The sequence below is a fragment of the Sulfitobacter sp. 1A15258 genome (assembly GCF_043557045.1).
In the GTDB taxonomy this organism is placed as follows: Bacteria; Pseudomonadota; Alphaproteobacteria; order Rhodobacterales; family Rhodobacteraceae; genus Sulfitobacter; species Sulfitobacter faviae.
The window spans coordinates 165,456-182,952 of record NZ_JBIFFK010000004.1 but is presented as its reverse complement, the minus strand read 5'-3'; the positions used below and the strand labels follow the sequence as shown (position 1 = coordinate 182,952).

Below are 17,497 nucleotides of genomic sequence, written 5' to 3'. Positions count from 1 at the left end.
TGCAATATTGCAAGGGCTGCGGCCTATCGCGGCTCTTTGCCGCAGAAAAATGCCACCCAACTCACCGCTGGAGCAGGCCCACGAATCCAGCCCCCTCGCTTACTGCATGCGCTAAGTCTACAAGGCGCTGAGGCGTTTAGACCGGTTTGGCCTGCGGCTCTGCCATCCCCTCCAACACCCCGATGGCGCGCCTCGCGGTGCTGCGTTGCGGGCGGCCTCGCGGCGGGTAAACCAGTTTCGTGGCCTCCACCAAGATCGCGCCGCCGCCCATCATCGTCGGCATCTGACGTCCGATTTTCTCGAACAAAGGCGCCGATTTCATCCAGATTCGCTGTTGCGAAGGGAACTGATAAAGCGCGCCAAGGTGCCGTTCGGGCAGGAACTGATGCTTGCGCAACTGCGTCTCTAGCTGCCCCGGCGAATAGGGCCGCCCATAGCCGAAAGGCGTGCGGTCGCGCCGCGCCCACATGCCCGCGCGGCTTGGCACGATGAACAGCGCCTTGCCCCCCGGCCCCAGCACACGCCAGCATTCGTCCAGCAGCTCGCTGGGCCGTTCGGAGGTTTCGAGCCCGTGCATCAGCACCAGCTTATCCACCGCCCCCGTCTCGACCGGCCAAAGCGTCTCTTCCGTCAGGACCGAGGTGTTGGGCATCCCCGCCGGCCAAGGCATCACCCCCTGCGGGCCGGGCATCAAGACCATCACCCGCCGCGCATCCGCCAGATAGGGGCGCAGCAGGGGCGCGGCAAAGCCAAAGCCGACGACCGTCTGGCCCTTCGCCTCAGGCCAAAGCTCCAACAACCGCCCGCGCAGGGATTTCTGCGCCGCACGTCCCAACGCGCTGCGATAATAGAAATTGCGCAGATCCTGTACATCAAGATGCATTGCAGCCCGCCTTGGTGAGTGTCACTCTTACCGGACCATAACAACACAGCGAGGTAAGACGCCATGGCCTTTGATCTGGTCACGATTCCCTGTCTGTCGGACAACTACGCCTTTCTGCTGCGTGACCATGACAGCGGCGCGGTGGCGCTGATCGACGTGCCCGAGGCCGCGCCGATCATGGCAGAGCTTGACCGCCGCGGCTGGACGCTGAGCCAAGTCTGGTTGACCCACCACCACCCCGACCACGTTCAAGGTCTGGCCGAACTGCTCACCCGTTTCCCCGCCGAGGTGATCGGCGCCAAGGCTGATGCCCGCCGCCTGCCCCCGCTCGACCGCGCGGTGGCCGAGGGTGACAGCATTGAGCTGGGCGCGCTTGCGGCCCAAGTGCTCGACGTATCTGGCCACACCGTCGGCCATATCGCCTTTCATGTGCCCCAAGCCAAGGCGGCCTTTACCGCAGACAGCCTGATGGCGCTTGGCTGCGGCCGCCTGTTCGAGGGCACGCCCGCGCAGATGTGGGAAAGCCTGCAAAAGCTGGCCGCCCTGCCCCCTGACACGACGATCTGCTCGGGCCACGAATATACCGCCGCCAACGCAAAATTCGCCCTGACCGTTGATCCGGACAATGCCGCCCTTATATCAAGGGCCAAGGACATCGACAGCGCCCGCGCCAAGGGGCAGCCGACCGTCCCCTCGTCGCTTTCACTGGAACTAGAAACCAATCCCTTCCTGCGCCCCGCCGACCCGGCCATTCGCGCGACCTTGGGGATGCCAGACGCCACCGACACGGAAGTGTTCACCGAAATCCGCAGGCGAAAAGACCAGTTCTGAGCGCCTGCAATCATGGCTCAAAGTCCTCGCTCACGGCAAATGTGACCGATTCGGACCAGAATCTTCTTGAAGATGGGCCATGATCAACCAAACTCTAATACTATGAGGCCATGGTCGGACCGAGGCCTGAGACATCTCAGCACCTCACCGACCCCGATCGAAAAGGAGCACGCCCGTGCCTTCATTCTCGACTACACTTGAGCAGGCAATCCACGCGGCCCTCGCGCTGGCCAATGCCCGCCGCCACGAATTCGCAACGCTCGAACATCTGTTGCTGGCCTTGCTCGATGAACCCGATGCCGTGCAGGTCATGAAAGCCTGTTCCGTCGATGTCTCTGACCTGCGCGATACGCTGGTGGAATTCGTCGACGATGATCTTAGCAATCTGATCACCGATATCGACGGTTCCGAAGCGGTGCCGACGGCGGCTTTCCAGCGCGTGATCCAACGCGCCGCGATCCATGTGCAATCCTCGGGCCGGACCGAGGTGACGGGCGCCAACGTGCTGGTCGCCATCTTTGCCGAGCGTGAGAGCAACGCGGCCTATTTCCTGCAAGAGCAGGACATGACCCGCTATGACGCGGTGAACTTCATCGCCCATGGTGTCGCCAAAGACCCGGCATATGGTGAATCCCGCCCCGTCACTGGCGCGCCAGAGACCGAGGAAGAGGCCCAAGGCGTCACCGATGGCGACAAGAAGGAATCCGCGCTGGCGAAATACTGCGTGGACCTCAACGCCAAATCCCGCGAAGGCGACATCGACCCGCTGATCGGCCGCGAAGGCGAGGTCGAACGCTGCATCCAAGTGCTTTGCCGCCGGCGCAAGAACAACCCGCTGCTAGTGGGGGATCCGGGCGTGGGCAAGACTGCCATCGCCGAAGGTCTGGCGCGCAAGATCGTTGCCGGTGAAACGCCCGAGGTGCTGGCCAATACCACGATCTACTCGCTCGACATGGGCGCGCTCTTGGCGGGCACCCGCTACCGCGGTGACTTCGAAGAGCGGCTTAAGGCCGTGGTGACCGAGCTTGAGGATCACAAGGACGCCGTGTTGTTCATCGATGAGATCCACACCGTGATCGGCGCCGGTGCCACTTCGGGCGGCGCAATGGATGCCTCCAACCTGCTGAAGCCCGCGCTTCAGGGCGGCAAGCTGCGCACCATGGGCTCCACCACCTATAAGGAGTTCCGCCAGCACTTCGAGAAGGACCGCGCGCTGAGCCGCCGGTTCCAGAAGATCGACGTGAGCGAGCCTTCGGTCGAAGACGCCACCAAGATCCTCAAGGGTCTCAAGCCCTATTTCGAGGAGCATCACAGCGTCAAATACACCTCAGACGCGATCAAGACTTCCGTCGAACTGGCGCATCGCTACATCAATGACCGCAAGCTGCCGGACAGCGCGATTGACGTGATCGACGAAGCCGGTGCCGCCCAGCACCTCGTCGCCGCTTCCAAGCGCCGCAAGACCATCGGCACGAAGGAGGTCGAGGCCGTGGTGGCCAAGATCGCCCGCATTCCGCCGAAGAATGTTTCCAAAGACGACGTGGTGGTGCTGAAGGATCTGGAAAGCTCTCTCAAACGGGTGGTCTTCGGGCAGGATGACGCCATCGTGGCGCTGTCTTCGGCGATCAAACTGTCCCGCGCGGGCCTGCGCGAGCCGGACAAGCCCATCGGCAACTACCTCTTCGCTGGTCCCACTGGCGTGGGTAAAACCGAGGTCGCCAAGCAATTGGCCGACACCCTTGGCGTGGAACTGCTGCGTTTCGACATGTCGGAATATATGGAGAAACACGCGGTCAGCCGTCTGATCGGCGCGCCTCCGGGCTATGTTGGTTTTGACCAAGGCGGCATGCTCACCGATGGCGTGGACCAGCATCCGCATTGCGTGCTGCTGCTCGACGAGATGGAGAAGGCGCACCCGGACGTCTACAACATCCTGTTGCAGGTGATGGACCACGGCAAACTGACCGATCACAATGGCCGCACGGTGGATTTCCGCAATGTGGTGCTGATCATGACCTCCAACGCGGGCGCCTCCGAACAGGCCAAAGCGGCCGTGGGCTTTGGCCGCGACCGCCGCGAGGGCGAGGATACCGCCGCGATCGAGCGGACCTTCACGCCGGAGTTCCGCAACCGTCTGGACGCCGTGATCTCCTTCGCGCCGCTGCCGAAGTCGGTGATCCTGCGGGTGGTCGAGAAGTTCGTGCTGCAACTCGAAGCGCAGCTGATGGACCGCAACGTGACCATCGAACTGTCGAAGAAGGCCGCCGAATGGCTCGCCGACAAGGGCTACGACGACAAGATGGGCGCGCGTCCCTTGGGCCGCGTGATCCAAGAGCACATCAAGAAGCCGCTGGCCGAGGAGCTGCTCTTTGGCAAGCTGGCCAAGGGCGGTGTCGTCAAGGTCGGTGTCAAGGATGATGAATTGACGCTCAAGGTCTTGGGCAGCGAAAGCAAGCGTCTTTCCGGTAATCGGCCCCCGCTGCTCACCGCGGAATGATCTATCGGGCCGCACTGGCCCTGATCATCTCCTCCGCCAGCCCTGCGCTGGCGGAGGATTTGCAACTGGCCTTTCCGCTGGATTGCACCCTTGGGCAGGACTGCCACATCCAACAATATATGGACCGCGACCCGAGCGGCGGCGCAGAGGACTACCGCTGTTCCGGCCTGACCTATGACGGCCACAAGGGCACGGATTTCGCCCTGCCCGACCGCGCGGCGATGGCCGCGGGCGTGACCGTGCGCGCGGCGGCGGCGGGGGTGGTCAAAGGGCTGCGGGACGGGATGCCAGATGGTGCGCCGCTCCCGGAGGTCCAAGGGCGCGAATGCGGCAACGGCGTGGTGATCGACCTCGGCGAGGGATGGGAGACGCAATACTGCCACCTCCGCCGCGGCTCGCTCCGCGTGCAGGAAGGGCAAGAGGTGGCGGTTAGCGACGCCCTTGGGCTGGTCGGCCAGTCCGGCAAAGCGGCCTTTCCGCATCTGCACCTGTCGCTGCGCCATCACGGCAAGCCCGTCGATCCATTCGCCCCCGAAGGCCATGGTTGTGACGTCGAACCGCGCAAAACCCTCTGGCAAGACACCCCGCCCTACCGCCCCGGCGGGCTGATTGCGCTTGGCTTTGCCGACCGCGTGCCCAGCTATGATGAGATCAAGGCGGGCGAAGCCCATCGCGACAGCCTGCCCAAAGAGGCCCCTGCCTTGGTCATCTATGGCTACAGCTATGGCACGCAAAAGGATGACGTGCTGCGCCTCAGCCTCGCCGGGCCAAAAGGCACGGTCATCGAAAGGGATGTGGTGATGGAGAAGCCGCAGGCGCAAGCCTTTCGCGCCATCGGCAAACGCGCGGCTTCTGCGCCTTGGCCAGCCGGGCGCTATACGGGCAGGGTCACCCTGCTGCGCGAGGGCCGTGTGATCGACGAAAAGACCGGCGTTCTGACCCTGCGATAGGCCGGGGCTGCCTGCCTACTTCTCGGTAAACTTCAACTCGATCCGCCTGTTCTGCGCCCGCGCAGCCTCGGTATTGCCCTCGGCCACGGGCTGATACTGGCCAAAGCCATTGGCGGCCAAACGATCCGGCGCAATGCCGAGGAAATTGACCATATATTTGACCACCGACAGCGCCCGCGCTTGGCTGAGTTCCCAGTTGTCCGCAAACTCCCCAAAGCCGGAAAGCGGCACATTGTCGGTATGACCATCGACGCGGATCACCCAATCGATCTCGGGCGGGATGTCGTCCACCACGCTGCGCAGAATGCCCGCCACCTTGGCGATCTCACCCTGCCCGTCTTGGCTCAGCACCGCACTGCCCGGCGCGAAAAGCACCTCGGAGGAGAAGACAAAACGGTCGCCTTCGATCCGCACACCCTCCTGATTGCCCAGCAGATCACGCAACCGCCCAAAGAATTCTGAGCGGTACTGGGCGAGGTTCTTGCTCTCTTCCTCAAGCCGCTTGCGCTCTGCCGCCTCCAATTCGGCGCGGCGGCGTTCCTCTGCCGCGACCCGCGCCAACGCGGTGTTCAACTCGGAGCCAAGCGATTGCAATTCCACCGATTTCGCCGCATCCCGCGCCACGGCGTCATCGAGCAGCGCCTGTAGGTTCCCCAACTGCGCGCGCAGTTCCGCGACTTGCTGGTTCAACAACTCAGTCTGCCGCTGCGCCGCGGCGCTCACGGCTTTCTCCTCGGCCAGCGTCTCTTCGGCCTGCGCCAAAAGGGCAGCGCGGCGTTCGGCGGCAGTGGTCTTATCCTCGGCCAAAGTCTCCGCCGCGAGTTTTGCCGCCAGCGCCTGCGCCAAACGTTCGCGCAGATCCGACTGCGTGCCGCTCAGCGCCTCTCCCTCTTCCTCTAGGCTCTGCACACGGGCCAGCGCCTCGGCCAGACGGGCGTTCAACGTCTGCTCGGTCGCCTCGGCCTGCGCCAACCGCGCGCGCAGGTCCTCTTCGGTGCCTTCCGCGGCTTCCAACTCTTCGGTGAGCGCGGCGCGCTCGGCCTCCAGACCCGCGCCGCTCTCCTCCAGCCGCTCCATCCGCAGCAGCGCTGCGGCAAGCTCACTGTCGAGGTCGCTGCGCGCCGCGCGGGCGGCGGCCAAAAGGGTCAGCGTCTCTTCGGCCTTCTTGCGCTGCGCCTCAAGCGAGAGGGTCATGGCCGTCAATTCTGCATCCGCATCCTCCAGCCGGTCGCGCAGGGCCTGCGCCGCTGCCGCTTCGGCCAGACGGGCGGCTTCCTCGGCGCTGAGCGCCTCTTCGGCCTCCGCCACCTCGGCATTGAGGGCGGCGACTTCGGCCTCGGCTTCGGCGTTTTGCGCCCGCAAATCGGCCACCAGCGCATCCAATGCCTCGCGTTTCGCGGCGGCAAGCCGGGCCGTTTCCGCCTGCGCGTCGATCTCCTCCCGCGCGGTGCTAAGCGCGAGGTTCAGCGCCTCCTGCTCATCCAACAGCGCGGCTTCGCGGTCTTCCAAGTCACCGATGCGCGCCTGATCTTCGGCCTGCGACGCCAAGAGCGCGGCCACCCGCGCCTCAAACCCGGTGATCTCAGCCTCCGCCGCCTGCAAGGCAGCCGCTTGCGCTTCGCGTTCAGAGGTCAGCCCGGCGATCACCGCCTCTTGCCGCGACACCTCATCACGCGCGTCGTTTAGCGAGGCATTCAGCGCGCCAAGCCGCGCCTCCAACCGCGCGGTGGTGCGTTCCTCGACGCCAAGCGCTTGGGCAAGGGCCGCGACCTCTCCGGCCAGTTCGTTAAGCTCGCTTTCCTGCCCGCTGATCCGCTCTGTCAGGACGAATTGCACCACCATGAAGATGGTCAGCACGAACATCAGAACCAGCAAGAGCCCGGTCATCGCATCGACGAACCCCGGCCAGATGGAGCCCTGAAACCGTGCGCCTGTCCGCCGGGAAAGTGCCATTACTGGTCCCCGCCACCGGGGATATCGCTGGCCCGCAGGCGGCGGGCCTCAGGGGCGCGTTGCCCGGAGAGCGCTTTGGCCAGCAAAGAGATATCCTTGCGCAATTCGGCCATGGTTTCCTGCCGCCCGGCAGAAATCTCTTCCAAGATACGCAGCATCTGCACGTCGATGGAGCGCAAGCGCATCCGGCTTTCCGCGTCGATCCCTTCGCCCGCGACCTGACCTTCGAGCGTGGCGATCAATCGGTCTTGCCCATCGGCCACCCGCTCCAGCGCGCTGTTAGTGGTGGTGTCATGCTCCATCCGCGTGGTCATCCGGTCCACGGCATCGGCCAGCTTGCCCAGCTTGTCGTCGACCATGGCGCGGCTGACATCGGATTGGGTGAACATCTGCTGCATCTCGGCCATCTGTTCGACCATCTGATCCATCACGCTGGCCATGATGTTCTGATCGCTTACATCGTCGCCTGAGGTCAGCCCGACCCGCGTGATGGAACTCAGCCAATCTTCCAACTCTTGATAGAAACGGTTCTGCCCGTGGCCTGCGAAAAGCTCCAACAGCCCCACGACGAGAGAGCCCGCAAGCCCCAGAAGCGAGGAGCCGAAGGCCACGCCCATGCCGCCCAACTGCGCCTCAAGCCCGGTCATCAAACGGCCAAAGACATCGACGCCCGCCTCCCCCTCACCGGGGGCGAGGGAACGGATCGTGTCGACCACCGCCGGAACGGTCGTGGCCAGCCCATAAAACGTCCCCAGAAGGCCGAGGAAAATCAACATATTGACGATATAGCGCGTAATCTCGCGCACTTCGTCGATGCGCGAGGCGACGGAATCGAGGATCGACCGGGTGGAGGTCGTGCTGACCTGCATCCGCGCGCCGCGTTGGCGCAGAAGCGACGCCAAGGGTGCCAGCAATTGCGGCGGTTTGGCATCGGGTTCGGCATTGCCAGCGGCGAAATCCTCGATCCAGCGGACCGAGCCGATAAGCTGCATCACCTGATAGAAACAGGCCAGCACACCGACGATGAAGACAAAGATGATGACCCCATTCAGCCATGGGTTCGCGGCAAAGATCGGCAGCACCCGTGGCAGCGCCAGAAAGACCCCGGCCCCCGTGAGGCCGAGCGCGATCAGCATCAGAGAAATCTGACGCACCGGTTGTGAAAACTGCGGTTTTGCCTTGCGGTCTGGCTGTGCCATGCGGCCTTTCCTGACCCTTTGTTCTGCTCTTGCCGCAGCCTACACTGAAACGGCAAAGAGTTGCCAAGTTTTTATGAGGTCAAAGCCTTCACCCGATCATGCAACCACTCCAACGCGGGGTCATGCAAGCCCACTTCGGACAGATGCACGGCGGTGTTGATCAAATACTCGGTATTTGGTCCGCGTCCGCCTACGGCGTGGGCGATAATCTGCGCTTGCTCTTCCAAGGGTAGCCCGCCGCAATATTGTTCATGCGCCGCGTCGATCACATAGGTCACCGCCTCCACGTCGCGGCCATCGGTCAGATGCACGGTGAGGTTTTTCTCGACATAGGCCGAAGAGATCAGCTCACGCTCGCGCAGGTACTCCAACGTCTGCGCCTCCTGCCCCGCGGCCACCCGCATCGCCATGCCTTCGCAGGCCGAGCGGACGGATTCGTCGAGCGCCAGCACCAGCCCGGGCTGTTCGACCGTGCCCCGGTGATGGATCGAGCGCATGCAGAATGATCGGGCATAGCCCGGCAGCGTGGCGATCACGCTTTCCGCTACCTCGAAACCGGGGTTCCACAAGAGGCTGCCATAGCCAAATACCCACATTGTCATCCTGCTGGTCCTTTCTGCTGGCCTTCGGTAAACCGCATCTGAAGCACGATTTGAAGGGCTATCGAAATGCGGAAATTGGTTTGGCTGCTGATTGTGCTCGCCGCACTTTGGGGCGCGTGGTGGGCTGCCGCCACGACGCAGATGCAAAGCACCCTGACCCGCCTGCTCGACACCCGCCGCGCGGCGGGTTGGGAGGTGACGCTCAAAGAGATCGACAAAGCGGGCTTTCCCCTGTCCTTGCAAAACCGGCTGAGCGGGTTTGCCGTGGCAGACCCGGCCCGCGGTCTGGCATTCGAGGCCCCGCAGCTTGATCTCTCCGCTCCGGTCTGGTGGCCCGGTGATCTCTCCGCCCGCGCGCCCGTTGCGGCGGCCGACCTGCCCGCAGGCGCATTGCCCCTGACGCTAAAGATGCGCGATCTGCGCGCCGATCTGGAACTGCACCCCGGCACCTCGCTTCAACTGGAGGCGATGGAGCTTCGCAGCACGCATCTTGAGGTCGACGGCCCCGACGGGCTGCTGCTGAAGGCGGAAGAGCCGCGGATGCGGATCGCGCAATCGGGCAATGCGGCGCGGGACTATGACATCGCGCTGCTGCCCGGCGGCATCACCCCCGGCCCCTTGCTGCGCAAGGTTTTGGGCGATGGCGCGGGCCAGCCCGGCGGGCAGCCGATCCTGTCGGCGCGAATGGCCGTGACCTTTGCCCGCCCGTTGGACCGGCACAGCGCGATGGCAGGCACCCTGCCGCAGATCGACGCGCTGACGGTTGAGAATGTGGATGCCGCTTGGGGCGAGGTGGCTTTGGGCGCCGAGGGGGCGCTTACCTTTGACGCTGTGGGCATTCCCGATGGGGTGCTGAGCCTGCGGGTCACCAATTGGACCAAACTGCTGGACGCAGGCGAACGTGCGGGTTTTCTGCCGCCGTCGATGCGCGGGCAGGTCGACACCATGTTGCGGCTGTTGGAAGCGCGGGGCGGCACGCCGGGCGGATTGGACCTCGACCTGATCTTTACGGATGGTCAGATGATGCTGGCGGGAATTCCGCTTGGCCCCGCGCCGCGGTTGGTCCAGCCCTAACGGCCGCTTAGCGGCAGTAGCTACCACTGCGATAGCGCGCCGTGTCGAAGTGAAAGTGGTCTTGGTGAAAGCGGTCCGCCTCTGGCCCCAGTACCGTGCCGAAGGGTCCGCAGGCGCCTCGGTGCATCCGGCGCAAAGCCGCGCTGCTGCGCCGCGCGCGCCAGCCCTTCAGCAGGCTGATTGTGCTGCCGTCCGCCAGAGCAAACCCGGAAATGTCGATCGCGCGGCCCTTGCCATGTTCGGAAATCTTAGCGCCCTTGCGGTTATTCCGCGTCCGGCAGGCGTAATGCGCGGCGACCTTGAGCTCCCTCAGCCCCCCGCCCTGCGCCGCCAAGGCAGGCACCGCCGATTGGCGCACCCATGTGTTCAGCGCCTTGGCCGTGGTGCAATCCATCACCGCCGCGGTGCTGAGCCGGATGCCCAAGACCGAGCGTATCTTGACTGCATTATCAACCCCGCAACCGCTGATCCGGCCCGGCACCCGGCCCACCCGCGTGCCTTGTATCGCCAGATCGCCGCAGACTGCACCCTTGGCCAACATCCGCTGGCGTGCTCGAGCAGCCTGTTCGACCTTCGCGCTGCGCAGGGTGGGACGGAGCGATGCTTTCATCCCCTGCCCGCCCTCGGCGGCGGCACGGGCGGCGGGGTCACGTTCGGGCGGGGCGATCGCGCCGCCGGGGGCGACGCTCACCGGCAAGCTATCCCCCTGCTGACGCGCCACGGGCCGCTCAGAACTGTCCGGCCCCGCAGCCAGGGCGATTTGCCCCAGCATGATCAGCGGCAGGACAGCCCAGCCCCTCATGACTTGGGCGCGCCCCGGCCAAAGTCGGGCGCGTCGGTATCCTGCCCCGCCTCAATAATGCCGCGCCGGATCGCCCGGGTGCGGGTGAAATAGGCGTGCAGATGCTCGCCGTCGCCGGTCCGAATGGCGCGTTGAAGGGCGAAAAGCTCTTCGGTGAAGCGGCCAAGGATTTCCAGCGTCGCATCCTTGTTGGTCAGGAAGACATCGCGCCACATGGTCGGGTCACTCGCCGCGATCCGGGTGAAATCCCGAAAACCGGCGGCGGAATACTTGATGACCTCACTGTCGGTCACCCGGCGCAGGTCGTCGGCCACGCCCACCATCGTATAGGCGATGAGGTGCGGCGCGTGCGAGGTGACAGCCAGCACCAGATCGTGATGCTCGGCGTCCATCTCCTCCACATTGGCACCCGCCCCTTCCCAGAGCGCGCGCAGCCGCGCGATGGCGCCCTTATCGGTGCCTTCCACCGGGACCAGAAGGCACCAGCGGTTGTCGAACAACTCGGCAAAGCCGCTGCGCGGGCCGGAATGCTCGGTCCCCGCCAGCGGGTGGCCGGGAATGAAATGCACACCGTCGGGCAGATGCGGCCCCACCTGCGCGATCACGTCTGCCTTGACCGAGCCCACGTCCGTGACCGTGGCCCCGGGTGCCAGATGCGGCGCGATCTCGGCGGCCACGGCGCCCATAACGCCCACCGGCACGCAGAGCACCACCAGATCGGCGCCCGCGACGGCCTCGGCGGCGCTGTCGCAGACCCGGTCGCAAAGCCCGATTTCACGCGCCGTGGCGCGGGTCTCGTCGCTGCGGGCATAGCCGGTGACTTCGCCCGCCAGACCGCCGCGCTTCATCGCCCAGAAAAGCGAGGAGGCAATCAGCCCCAGCCCAATGAGGGCGACCCTGTCATAGACCTGCGCCATCAGTTGCCCCCCTTGAACTGCCGCACGGCATGGACGACGCGGCGGCAGGCGCTTTCATCGCCCACGGTGATGCGCAGACAGTTGGGCAGGTTGTAGCCCGCCACCCGGCGCACGATCAGCCCTTGGGTCTTGAGGTAGTCGTCACAAGCCTCGGCCTCGGCCTGATTGGCGAAGCGGGCCAGCACGAAATTGGCGAGCGAGACGTCCGAGGGCACGCCGATCTCGGCCAGCGCATCGGCCAGCCACGTGCGCCAGCGGGCGTTCTCGGCCCGGCAATGGTCGGTATAGGCGCGGTCGCGCATCGCCGCCTCGGCGGCGTTGAGTGCGGCCTGCGACAGGTTGAAAGGACCGCGCACGCGGTTCAGCACGTCGATCACATGGGCTGGCCCATAGCCCCAACCGATGCGCAGCCCGCCCAGCCCGTAGAGCTTTGAGAAGGTGCGCGTCATCACCACGTTGTCGCGGCGGTCCACCAAGGCGGCGCCGCCGTCATAGCCCTCGACATATTCGGCATAGGCCCCGTCGAGCACCAGAAGCGCCTGCGGCGGCAGGGCTTCGGCCAGACGTTCAAGCTCGGCCAGACCGATCATCGTGCCGGTGGGGTTGTTGGGGTTGGCGATGAACACCAGCCGCGTCGCCTCGGTGCAGGCGGCGAGGATGGCATCGACATCGGTCACCCGCTCACGCTCGGGCACCTCGACGGGCGTGGCCCCCGCGGCCAGCGCGGAAATGCGGTACATGGCAAAGCCGTGCTCGGTGTGCACCACCTCGGTGCCCGGACCGGCATAGGCTTGGCAGAGAAAAGCGATGATCTCATCCGAACCCGCGCCGCAGATGATCCGCTCGGCATCGAGGTCCAGCACCTCAGCAATGGCGGCGCGCAGGGCGCTATGGTCGGAGGATGGGTAGCGATGCAGGTCATAGGCCGCGCGACGATAGGCTTCGACGGCGGCGGGGCTGGGCCCCAGCGGGTTCTCATTCGAGCTGAGCTTGACCACATTCTCAAGGCCCGCGACATGCGCCGCACCCCCTTGATAAAGGTCGATCTCCATAATGCCCGGTTGCGGTGCGATCTGTGTCATCTCGCTCTCATCCTCACGCTACTGCCGCCCTTCTATCGGGGGTGTCGCGGTGATGCCAGAATCATTCTGCATCCCCGGCGCCAGCGGACAGGCTGTTGCCCTGCTGCCCGCCGCCCTGCGCAAAAAGAAAAGGCCGCGCAGTTTGCACCACGCGGCCTTTGGTATTCGACAGGCGAAGAAGCTTAGTTCTTCGCGTAGAATTCCACGACGAGGTTCGGCTCCATCACAACCGGGTACGGCACGTCGCCGAGGCTCGGTGTGCGCACGAAAGTCGCGGTCATTTTGGAGTGGTCACACTCCAGGTAGTCCGGCACGTCACGCTCGGGCAGTTGCACGGCTTCGAGAACCGAAGTCAGCTGCTTGGAACGGTCACGCACTTCGATGACGTCACCCTCTTTCACACGGTAGGAGGGGATGTTAACCTTGCGGCCGTTCACTTTGACGTGGCCGTGGTTCACGAACTGGCGTGCAGCGAAAACGGTCGGCACGAACTTGGCGCGGTACACGACGGCGTCCAAACGGCGCTCGAGCAGGCCGATCAGGTTCTCACCGGTGTCGCCTTTAACACGCTCGGCTTCGCCGTAGATGCGACGGAACTGCTTTTCGGTCAGGTCGCCGTAGTAGCCCTTGAGCTTCTGCTTGGCGCGCAGCTGGATGCCGAAGTCCGACATTTTGCCCTTGCGGCGCTGGCCGTGCTGGCCGGGGCCGTATTCACGGCGGTTCACCGGGGACTTCGGACGACCCCAGATGTTTTCGCCCATACGGCGGTCTAGCTTGTGCTTGGCAGCTGTGCGTTTTGTCACGGCTGATCTCCTTTATAAGGCCCCGAGGGGCGGTAAAGGGCGTTGTCCTTTGGCCGAAGCCCGACAGGCTTCCCCTTGCGGGGTCCACCAACACCAATGAAGGGGCGCTTATACGGGGCTATGGCAGGGAGTCAACGGGGGATTTTGAGCGAATTTGATACGTCTCGCCGCTACCGCGCCATGGCGGCGCAGGGCGCGTGGCGGTGACAGGTCAGGATATGATCGTTCACCAGCCCGCAGGCCTCCATCCAAGCATAGGTGATCGTCGGCCCGCAGAACTTGAAACCGGCTTTCTTCAGGTCTTTGCTCACCTGCTCGGACAAGGCCGTCTTCGGCGGCACCTCGGCCTGTGTGGCGAAGCGGTTTTGCAGCGGTTTGCCATCGACATAGCGCCACATGAAGGCGTCGAACCCCTCGCGCGCCTCCACCTCCTGCCATGCGCGCGCGTTGGTGATTGCGGCCTCGATCTTGCCCCTGTGGCGGATGATGCCCGGATCACCCAGCAGGCGCAGCACATCCGCCTCGCCCCATTCGGCGATCTGATGCGGGTCGAACCCGGCAAAGGCCGCACGGAAATTATCGCGTTTTTTAAGGATCGTGATCCAGCTCAGCCCCGCCTGAAACCCGTCAAGGATCAGCTTTTCCCACAGCGCGCGGCTGTCGTATTCGGGCACGCCCCATTCGGTGTCATGGTAGGCTTGGTAAATCGGGTCATCCCCGGCCCAGTCACAGCGCTGCATCTTCGGCTCTCCTCCGCGCGATCCACCGCGGAAATCGCCGCCGATTAAGACCGTATTATCACCTTTGCGCCCATACCAATCGCAGGACAGCAAGAGAGTACCGCCGTGCCCCGTCGATTCCAACGCCCTTTCGCCGACGTTCCCCCCGGTGGGGACAGCCCGCTGAACCATGCGGTGATGCAGCGCGATGCCGCGACGCTTGAAATGGTGCGCGAGGCCGTGGCCCATCGCCAAACGCTGCTGGCGTTTCAACCTGTCATGCTGGCCAGCGATCCAGCGAATGTCGCCTTTCACGAGGGGCTGATCCGCCTGCTTGATCCCACGGGCCGCGTGATTCCGGCCAAGGATTTCATGCCCGCGATCGAAGACACGGATACCGGGCGGCAGGTGGATGTTCTGGCCCTGCGTCTCGGGCTGAACGCGCTGCACCACCATCCCGGGCTTCGACTGTCGATCAATATGTCCGCCCGCTCCATCGGGTATCAGGAATGGACCCGCGTCTTGCGCCACTGGCTGGCCCGCGATGCCACCTTGGGCGAGCGGCTGATCCTTGAGATCACGGAAAGCTCGGCCATGATGGTGCCGGAACTTGTGACGAGCTTCATGAACCAGTTGCAGCCCCACGGCATCTGCTTTGCCATGGATGATTTCGGGGCGGGGCAAACGGCGATCCGCTATTTCAAGGATTTCTACTTTGATGTCCTGAAGCTTGACGGGCAGTTCATTCGGGGCATCGCCACCAACCCCGACAACCGCGCCCTGACCGCCGCACTGATGTCCATCGCCACGCATTTCGACATGCTGACCGTGGCCGAATGCGTCGAGAACGCCGCCGATGCGGCGGTGCTGACCGAGATGGGCGTCGATTGCCTGCAAGGCTACCACTTCGCCGCGCCAACCACCCGGCCCCCATGGCTGAATTTCGACCGGGTGCGGGCTACCGGCTAGGCCCGCGCGGGCAGGCCGCCGGGGCTGCGGCGGCGGGCTGCCTGCTCAGTTGCCGCATTGCAGCGCATCCGCTATCACTACCTCAGAGGGACGGGAGCGCCCACGCCCGACGATGGCGCGTGTCGGTGTGCCCCCGCCCAACAAGGTAGAGGAAAGTCACATCATGACCAATGTCGTCATCGCATCCGCCGCCCGGACCGCCGTGGGCAGTTTCGGCGGAGCGTTCGCCAATACGCCCGCCCATGACCTTGGTGCCGCCGTTCTGAAAGAACTGGTGGCCCGCGCCGGGGTGGACCCGTCCGAAGTCTCCGAGACCATTCTGGGGCAGGTGCTGACCGCCGCCCAAGGTCAGAACCCGGCGCGTCAGGCGCATATCAACGCAGGGCTGCCGAAAGAGAGCGCGGCTTGGGGCATCAATCAGGTCTGCGGCTCGGGCCTGCGCGCCGTGGCGCTGGCGGCCCAGCATATCCAACTGGGTGATGCGAATATCGTGGCCGCTGGCGGGCAAGAGAACATGACTCTCAGCCCCCATGCGCAGAACCTCCGCGCGGGGCAGAAGATGGGCGATTTGCAATTCATCGACACGATGATCCGCGACGGTCTGTGGGATGCCTTCAACGGCTACCACATGGGCCAAACCGCCGAGAACGTGGCCGAGAAATGGCAGATCAGCCGCGACCAGCAGGACGAATTCGCCGTCGCCTCGCAGAACAAGGCCGAAGCCGCGCAGAAGGCTGGCAAGTTCGCCGATGAGATCGTTCCCTTCACCATCAAGACCCGCAAGGGCGAGACGGTCGTCGATCAGGACGAATACATCCGCCACGGCGCCAATATCGAAGCGATGCAGAAGCTGCGCCCGGCCTTCACCAAAGACGGCTCCGTCACCGCGGCCAATGCCTCAGGCATCAACGACGGTGCGGCGGGTGCGCTGCTGATGAGCGCGGATGAGGCCGAAAAGCGCGGCATTCAGCCGCTGGCGCGGATCGCCTCCTATGCCACCGCCGGTCTCGACCCGTCGATCATGGGCGTCGGCCCCGTCTATGCATCGCGCAAGGCGCTGGAGAAAGCCGGTTGGTCGCCCGAAGACCTCGATTTGGTGGAAGCCAACGAAGCCTTCGCCGCACAGGCCTGCGCCGTGAACAAGGAAATGGGCTGGGATCCGGAAATCGTGAACGTCAACGGCGGCGCCATCGCCATCGGCCACCCCATTGGTGCCTCGGGCGCGCGGGTGCTCAACACTCTTCTGTTCGAAATGCAGCGCCGTGACGCCAAGAAAGGTTTGGCGACGCTGTGTATCGGCGGCGGTATGGGTGTTGCCATGTGCCTTGAGCGCCCCTAAGACTGAATCGGCGCGCAACTTTGTTGCGCGTCGAAACATGCATTTGCAAGAACATTACCTTGAGGGAGGGATTACATGTCACGCATCGCTTTGGTCACCGGGGGAAGTCGCGGGATTGGCGCGGCCATTTCGACCACGCTGAAGGACAAAGGCTATACCGTCGCCGCCACCTATGCCGGCAATGACGAAGCCGCCGCGAAATTCACCGAAGAGACCGGCATCAAGACCTATAAATGGAACGTGGCAGATTACGACGCCTCCAAAGCGGGGATCGAACAGGTCGAAGCCGAGCTTGGCCCCATCGAGGTGGTGGTCGCCAATGCGGGCATCACCCGCGACGCACCCTTTCACAAGATGACCCCCGACCAGTGGAATGAAGTCATCGCCACCAATCTGACCGGCGTTTTCAACACGATCCACCCGGTCTGGCCCGGCATGCGCGAACGCAAGTTCGGCCGCGTTGTCGTGATCTCTTCAATCAACGGGCAAAAGGGCCAGTTCGCACAGGTGAACTATGCCGCGACCAAGGCGGGTGATCTGGGCATCGTGAAGTCACTGGCCCAAGAAGGCGCGCGCGCGGGCATCACCGCCAACGCCATCTGCCCCGGCTATATCGCGACCGATATGGTCATGGCCGTGCCCGAAAAGGTCCGTGAAAGCATCATCGCGCAGATCCCCGCCGGACGTTTGGGAGAGCCCGAAGAAATCGCCCGCGCGGTGGCCTTCCTCGTCTCCGACGATGCGGGTTTCATCAATGGCTCGACCATCTCGGCCAATGGGGCGCAATTCGTCGTCTAACGGGCGGATGTTCTGGAAATTTAATGGGCCAGTCTTTTCCCAAGACTGGCTTTTTTTAATGCGACAAATGAAAGCCGAA

General features: G+C 64.2%; 16 protein-coding genes. 7 read left to right on the top strand and 9 right to left on the bottom strand.

Translation table 11 applies throughout. The features are described 5' to 3' along the window. Window positions 1-136: 136 nt before the first annotated feature. Complete coding sequence (locus ACGYK9_RS10465; protein ID WP_067262215.1) at window positions 137-883, bottom strand: class I SAM-dependent methyltransferase; 747 nt, start codon at window positions 881-883, stop codon at window positions 137-139. A 63-nt stretch (window positions 884-946) separates the two neighbouring features. Between ACGYK9_RS10465 and gloB the strand changes: the two genes are divergently transcribed. The 3 genes from gloB to ACGYK9_RS10450 all read left to right on the top strand — a co-directional run bounded on the left by gloB (window position 947) and on the right by ACGYK9_RS10450 (window position 5,161). Next, a complete protein-coding gene (gene gloB / locus ACGYK9_RS10460; protein ID WP_394410470.1) occupies window positions 947-1,714 on the top strand; it encodes a hydroxyacylglutathione hydrolase in 768 nt (255 codons plus the stop codon). A 175-nt stretch (window positions 1,715-1,889) separates the two neighbouring features. After that, window positions 1,890-4,211, top strand: coding sequence for an ATP-dependent Clp protease ATP-binding subunit ClpA (clpA, locus tag ACGYK9_RS10455; protein WP_394410473.1), 2,322 nt, complete (start codon window positions 1,890-1,892; stop codon window positions 4,209-4,211). Beyond that, window positions 4,208-5,161, top strand: a complete 954-nt coding sequence (locus ACGYK9_RS10450; RefSeq protein ID WP_394410476.1) for a M23 family metallopeptidase — start codon at window positions 4,208-4,210, stop codon at window positions 5,159-5,161. The genes clpA and ACGYK9_RS10450 overlap by 4 nt, the downstream gene beginning before the upstream one ends. A gap of 15 nt (window positions 5,162-5,176) precedes the next feature. Here the strand turns inward: ACGYK9_RS10450 and ACGYK9_RS10445 are convergent, their stop codons facing one another. The 3 genes from ACGYK9_RS10445 to ACGYK9_RS10435 all read right to left on the bottom strand — a co-directional run bounded on the left by ACGYK9_RS10445 (window position 5,177) and on the right by ACGYK9_RS10435 (window position 8,915). Then, complete coding sequence (locus ACGYK9_RS10445; RefSeq protein ID WP_394410479.1) at window positions 5,177-7,114, bottom strand: peptidoglycan -binding protein; 1,938 nt, start codon at window positions 7,112-7,114, stop codon at window positions 5,177-5,179. After that, window positions 7,114-8,313 carry a biopolymer transporter ExbB gene (locus tag ACGYK9_RS10440; RefSeq protein WP_394410482.1) on the bottom strand — a complete coding sequence of 400 codons (1,200 nt, stop codon included), beginning with the start codon at window positions 8,311-8,313 and terminating at the stop codon, window positions 7,114-7,116. Before ACGYK9_RS10440 ends, ACGYK9_RS10445 begins: the two co-directional genes overlap by 1 nt. Before the next feature lie 71 nt (window positions 8,314-8,384). Continuing rightward, complete coding sequence (locus ACGYK9_RS10435) at window positions 8,385-8,915, bottom strand: gamma-glutamylcyclotransferase (protein ID WP_394410484.1); 531 nt, start codon at window positions 8,913-8,915, stop codon at window positions 8,385-8,387. A 66-nt stretch (window positions 8,916-8,981) separates the two neighbouring features. Here ACGYK9_RS10435 and ACGYK9_RS10430 point away from each other — a divergent pair, with 66 nt between their 5' ends. Continuing rightward, window positions 8,982-9,989, top strand: coding sequence for a DUF2125 domain-containing protein (locus ACGYK9_RS10430; protein WP_394410487.1), 1,008 nt, complete (start codon window positions 8,982-8,984; stop codon window positions 9,987-9,989). A 7-nt stretch (window positions 9,990-9,996) separates the two neighbouring features. On the opposite strand, the gene ACGYK9_RS10425 is transcribed toward ACGYK9_RS10430, so the two are convergent. The 5 genes from ACGYK9_RS10425 to ACGYK9_RS10405 form a co-directional block, all read right to left on the bottom strand. Next, window positions 9,997-10,791 carry an extensin family protein gene (locus ACGYK9_RS10425; RefSeq protein ID WP_394410490.1) on the bottom strand — a complete coding sequence of 265 codons (795 nt, stop codon included), beginning with the start codon at window positions 10,789-10,791 and terminating at the stop codon, window positions 9,997-9,999. Further along, a complete protein-coding gene (locus tag ACGYK9_RS10420; protein WP_394410493.1) occupies window positions 10,788-11,708 on the bottom strand; it encodes a prephenate/arogenate dehydrogenase family protein in 921 nt (306 codons plus the stop codon). The genes ACGYK9_RS10425 and ACGYK9_RS10420 overlap by 4 nt, the downstream gene beginning before the upstream one ends. Then, complete coding sequence (gene hisC / locus ACGYK9_RS10415; RefSeq protein ID WP_271693052.1) at window positions 11,708-12,790, bottom strand: histidinol-phosphate transaminase; 1,083 nt, start codon at window positions 12,788-12,790, stop codon at window positions 11,708-11,710. Before hisC ends, ACGYK9_RS10420 begins: the two co-directional genes overlap by 1 nt. Before the next feature lie 182 nt (window positions 12,791-12,972). Continuing rightward, on the bottom strand, window positions 12,973-13,593 hold the full coding sequence (gene rpsD / locus ACGYK9_RS10410) for a 30S ribosomal protein S4 (protein WP_271693051.1): 621 nt from the start codon (window positions 13,591-13,593) through the stop codon (window positions 12,973-12,975). A gap of 170 nt (window positions 13,594-13,763) precedes the next feature. Continuing rightward, window positions 13,764-14,333, bottom strand: coding sequence for a DNA-3-methyladenine glycosylase I (locus ACGYK9_RS10405; RefSeq protein WP_394410497.1), 570 nt, complete (start codon window positions 14,331-14,333; stop codon window positions 13,764-13,766). Between the two features lie 105 nt (window positions 14,334-14,438). Between ACGYK9_RS10405 and ACGYK9_RS10400 the strand changes: the two genes are divergently transcribed. The 3 genes from ACGYK9_RS10400 (at window position 14,439) to phbB (ending at window position 17,418) form a co-directional block, all read left to right on the top strand. Then, complete coding sequence (locus ACGYK9_RS10400; RefSeq protein WP_394410500.1) at window positions 14,439-15,281, top strand: EAL domain-containing protein; 843 nt, start codon at window positions 14,439-14,441, stop codon at window positions 15,279-15,281. Between the two features lie 163 nt (window positions 15,282-15,444). Further along, a complete protein-coding gene (locus ACGYK9_RS10395) occupies window positions 15,445-16,620 on the top strand; it encodes an acetyl-CoA C-acetyltransferase (protein WP_209218288.1) in 1,176 nt (391 codons plus the stop codon). 75 nt (window positions 16,621-16,695) lie between these two features. Next, the gene (gene phbB, locus ACGYK9_RS10390) at window positions 16,696-17,418 is read left to right on the top strand and encodes an acetoacetyl-CoA reductase (protein ID WP_209218289.1); all 723 of its coding nucleotides are present in this window, start codon (window positions 16,696-16,698) and stop codon (window positions 17,416-17,418) included. The last annotated feature ends 79 nt before the right edge of the window (window positions 17,419-17,497 follow it).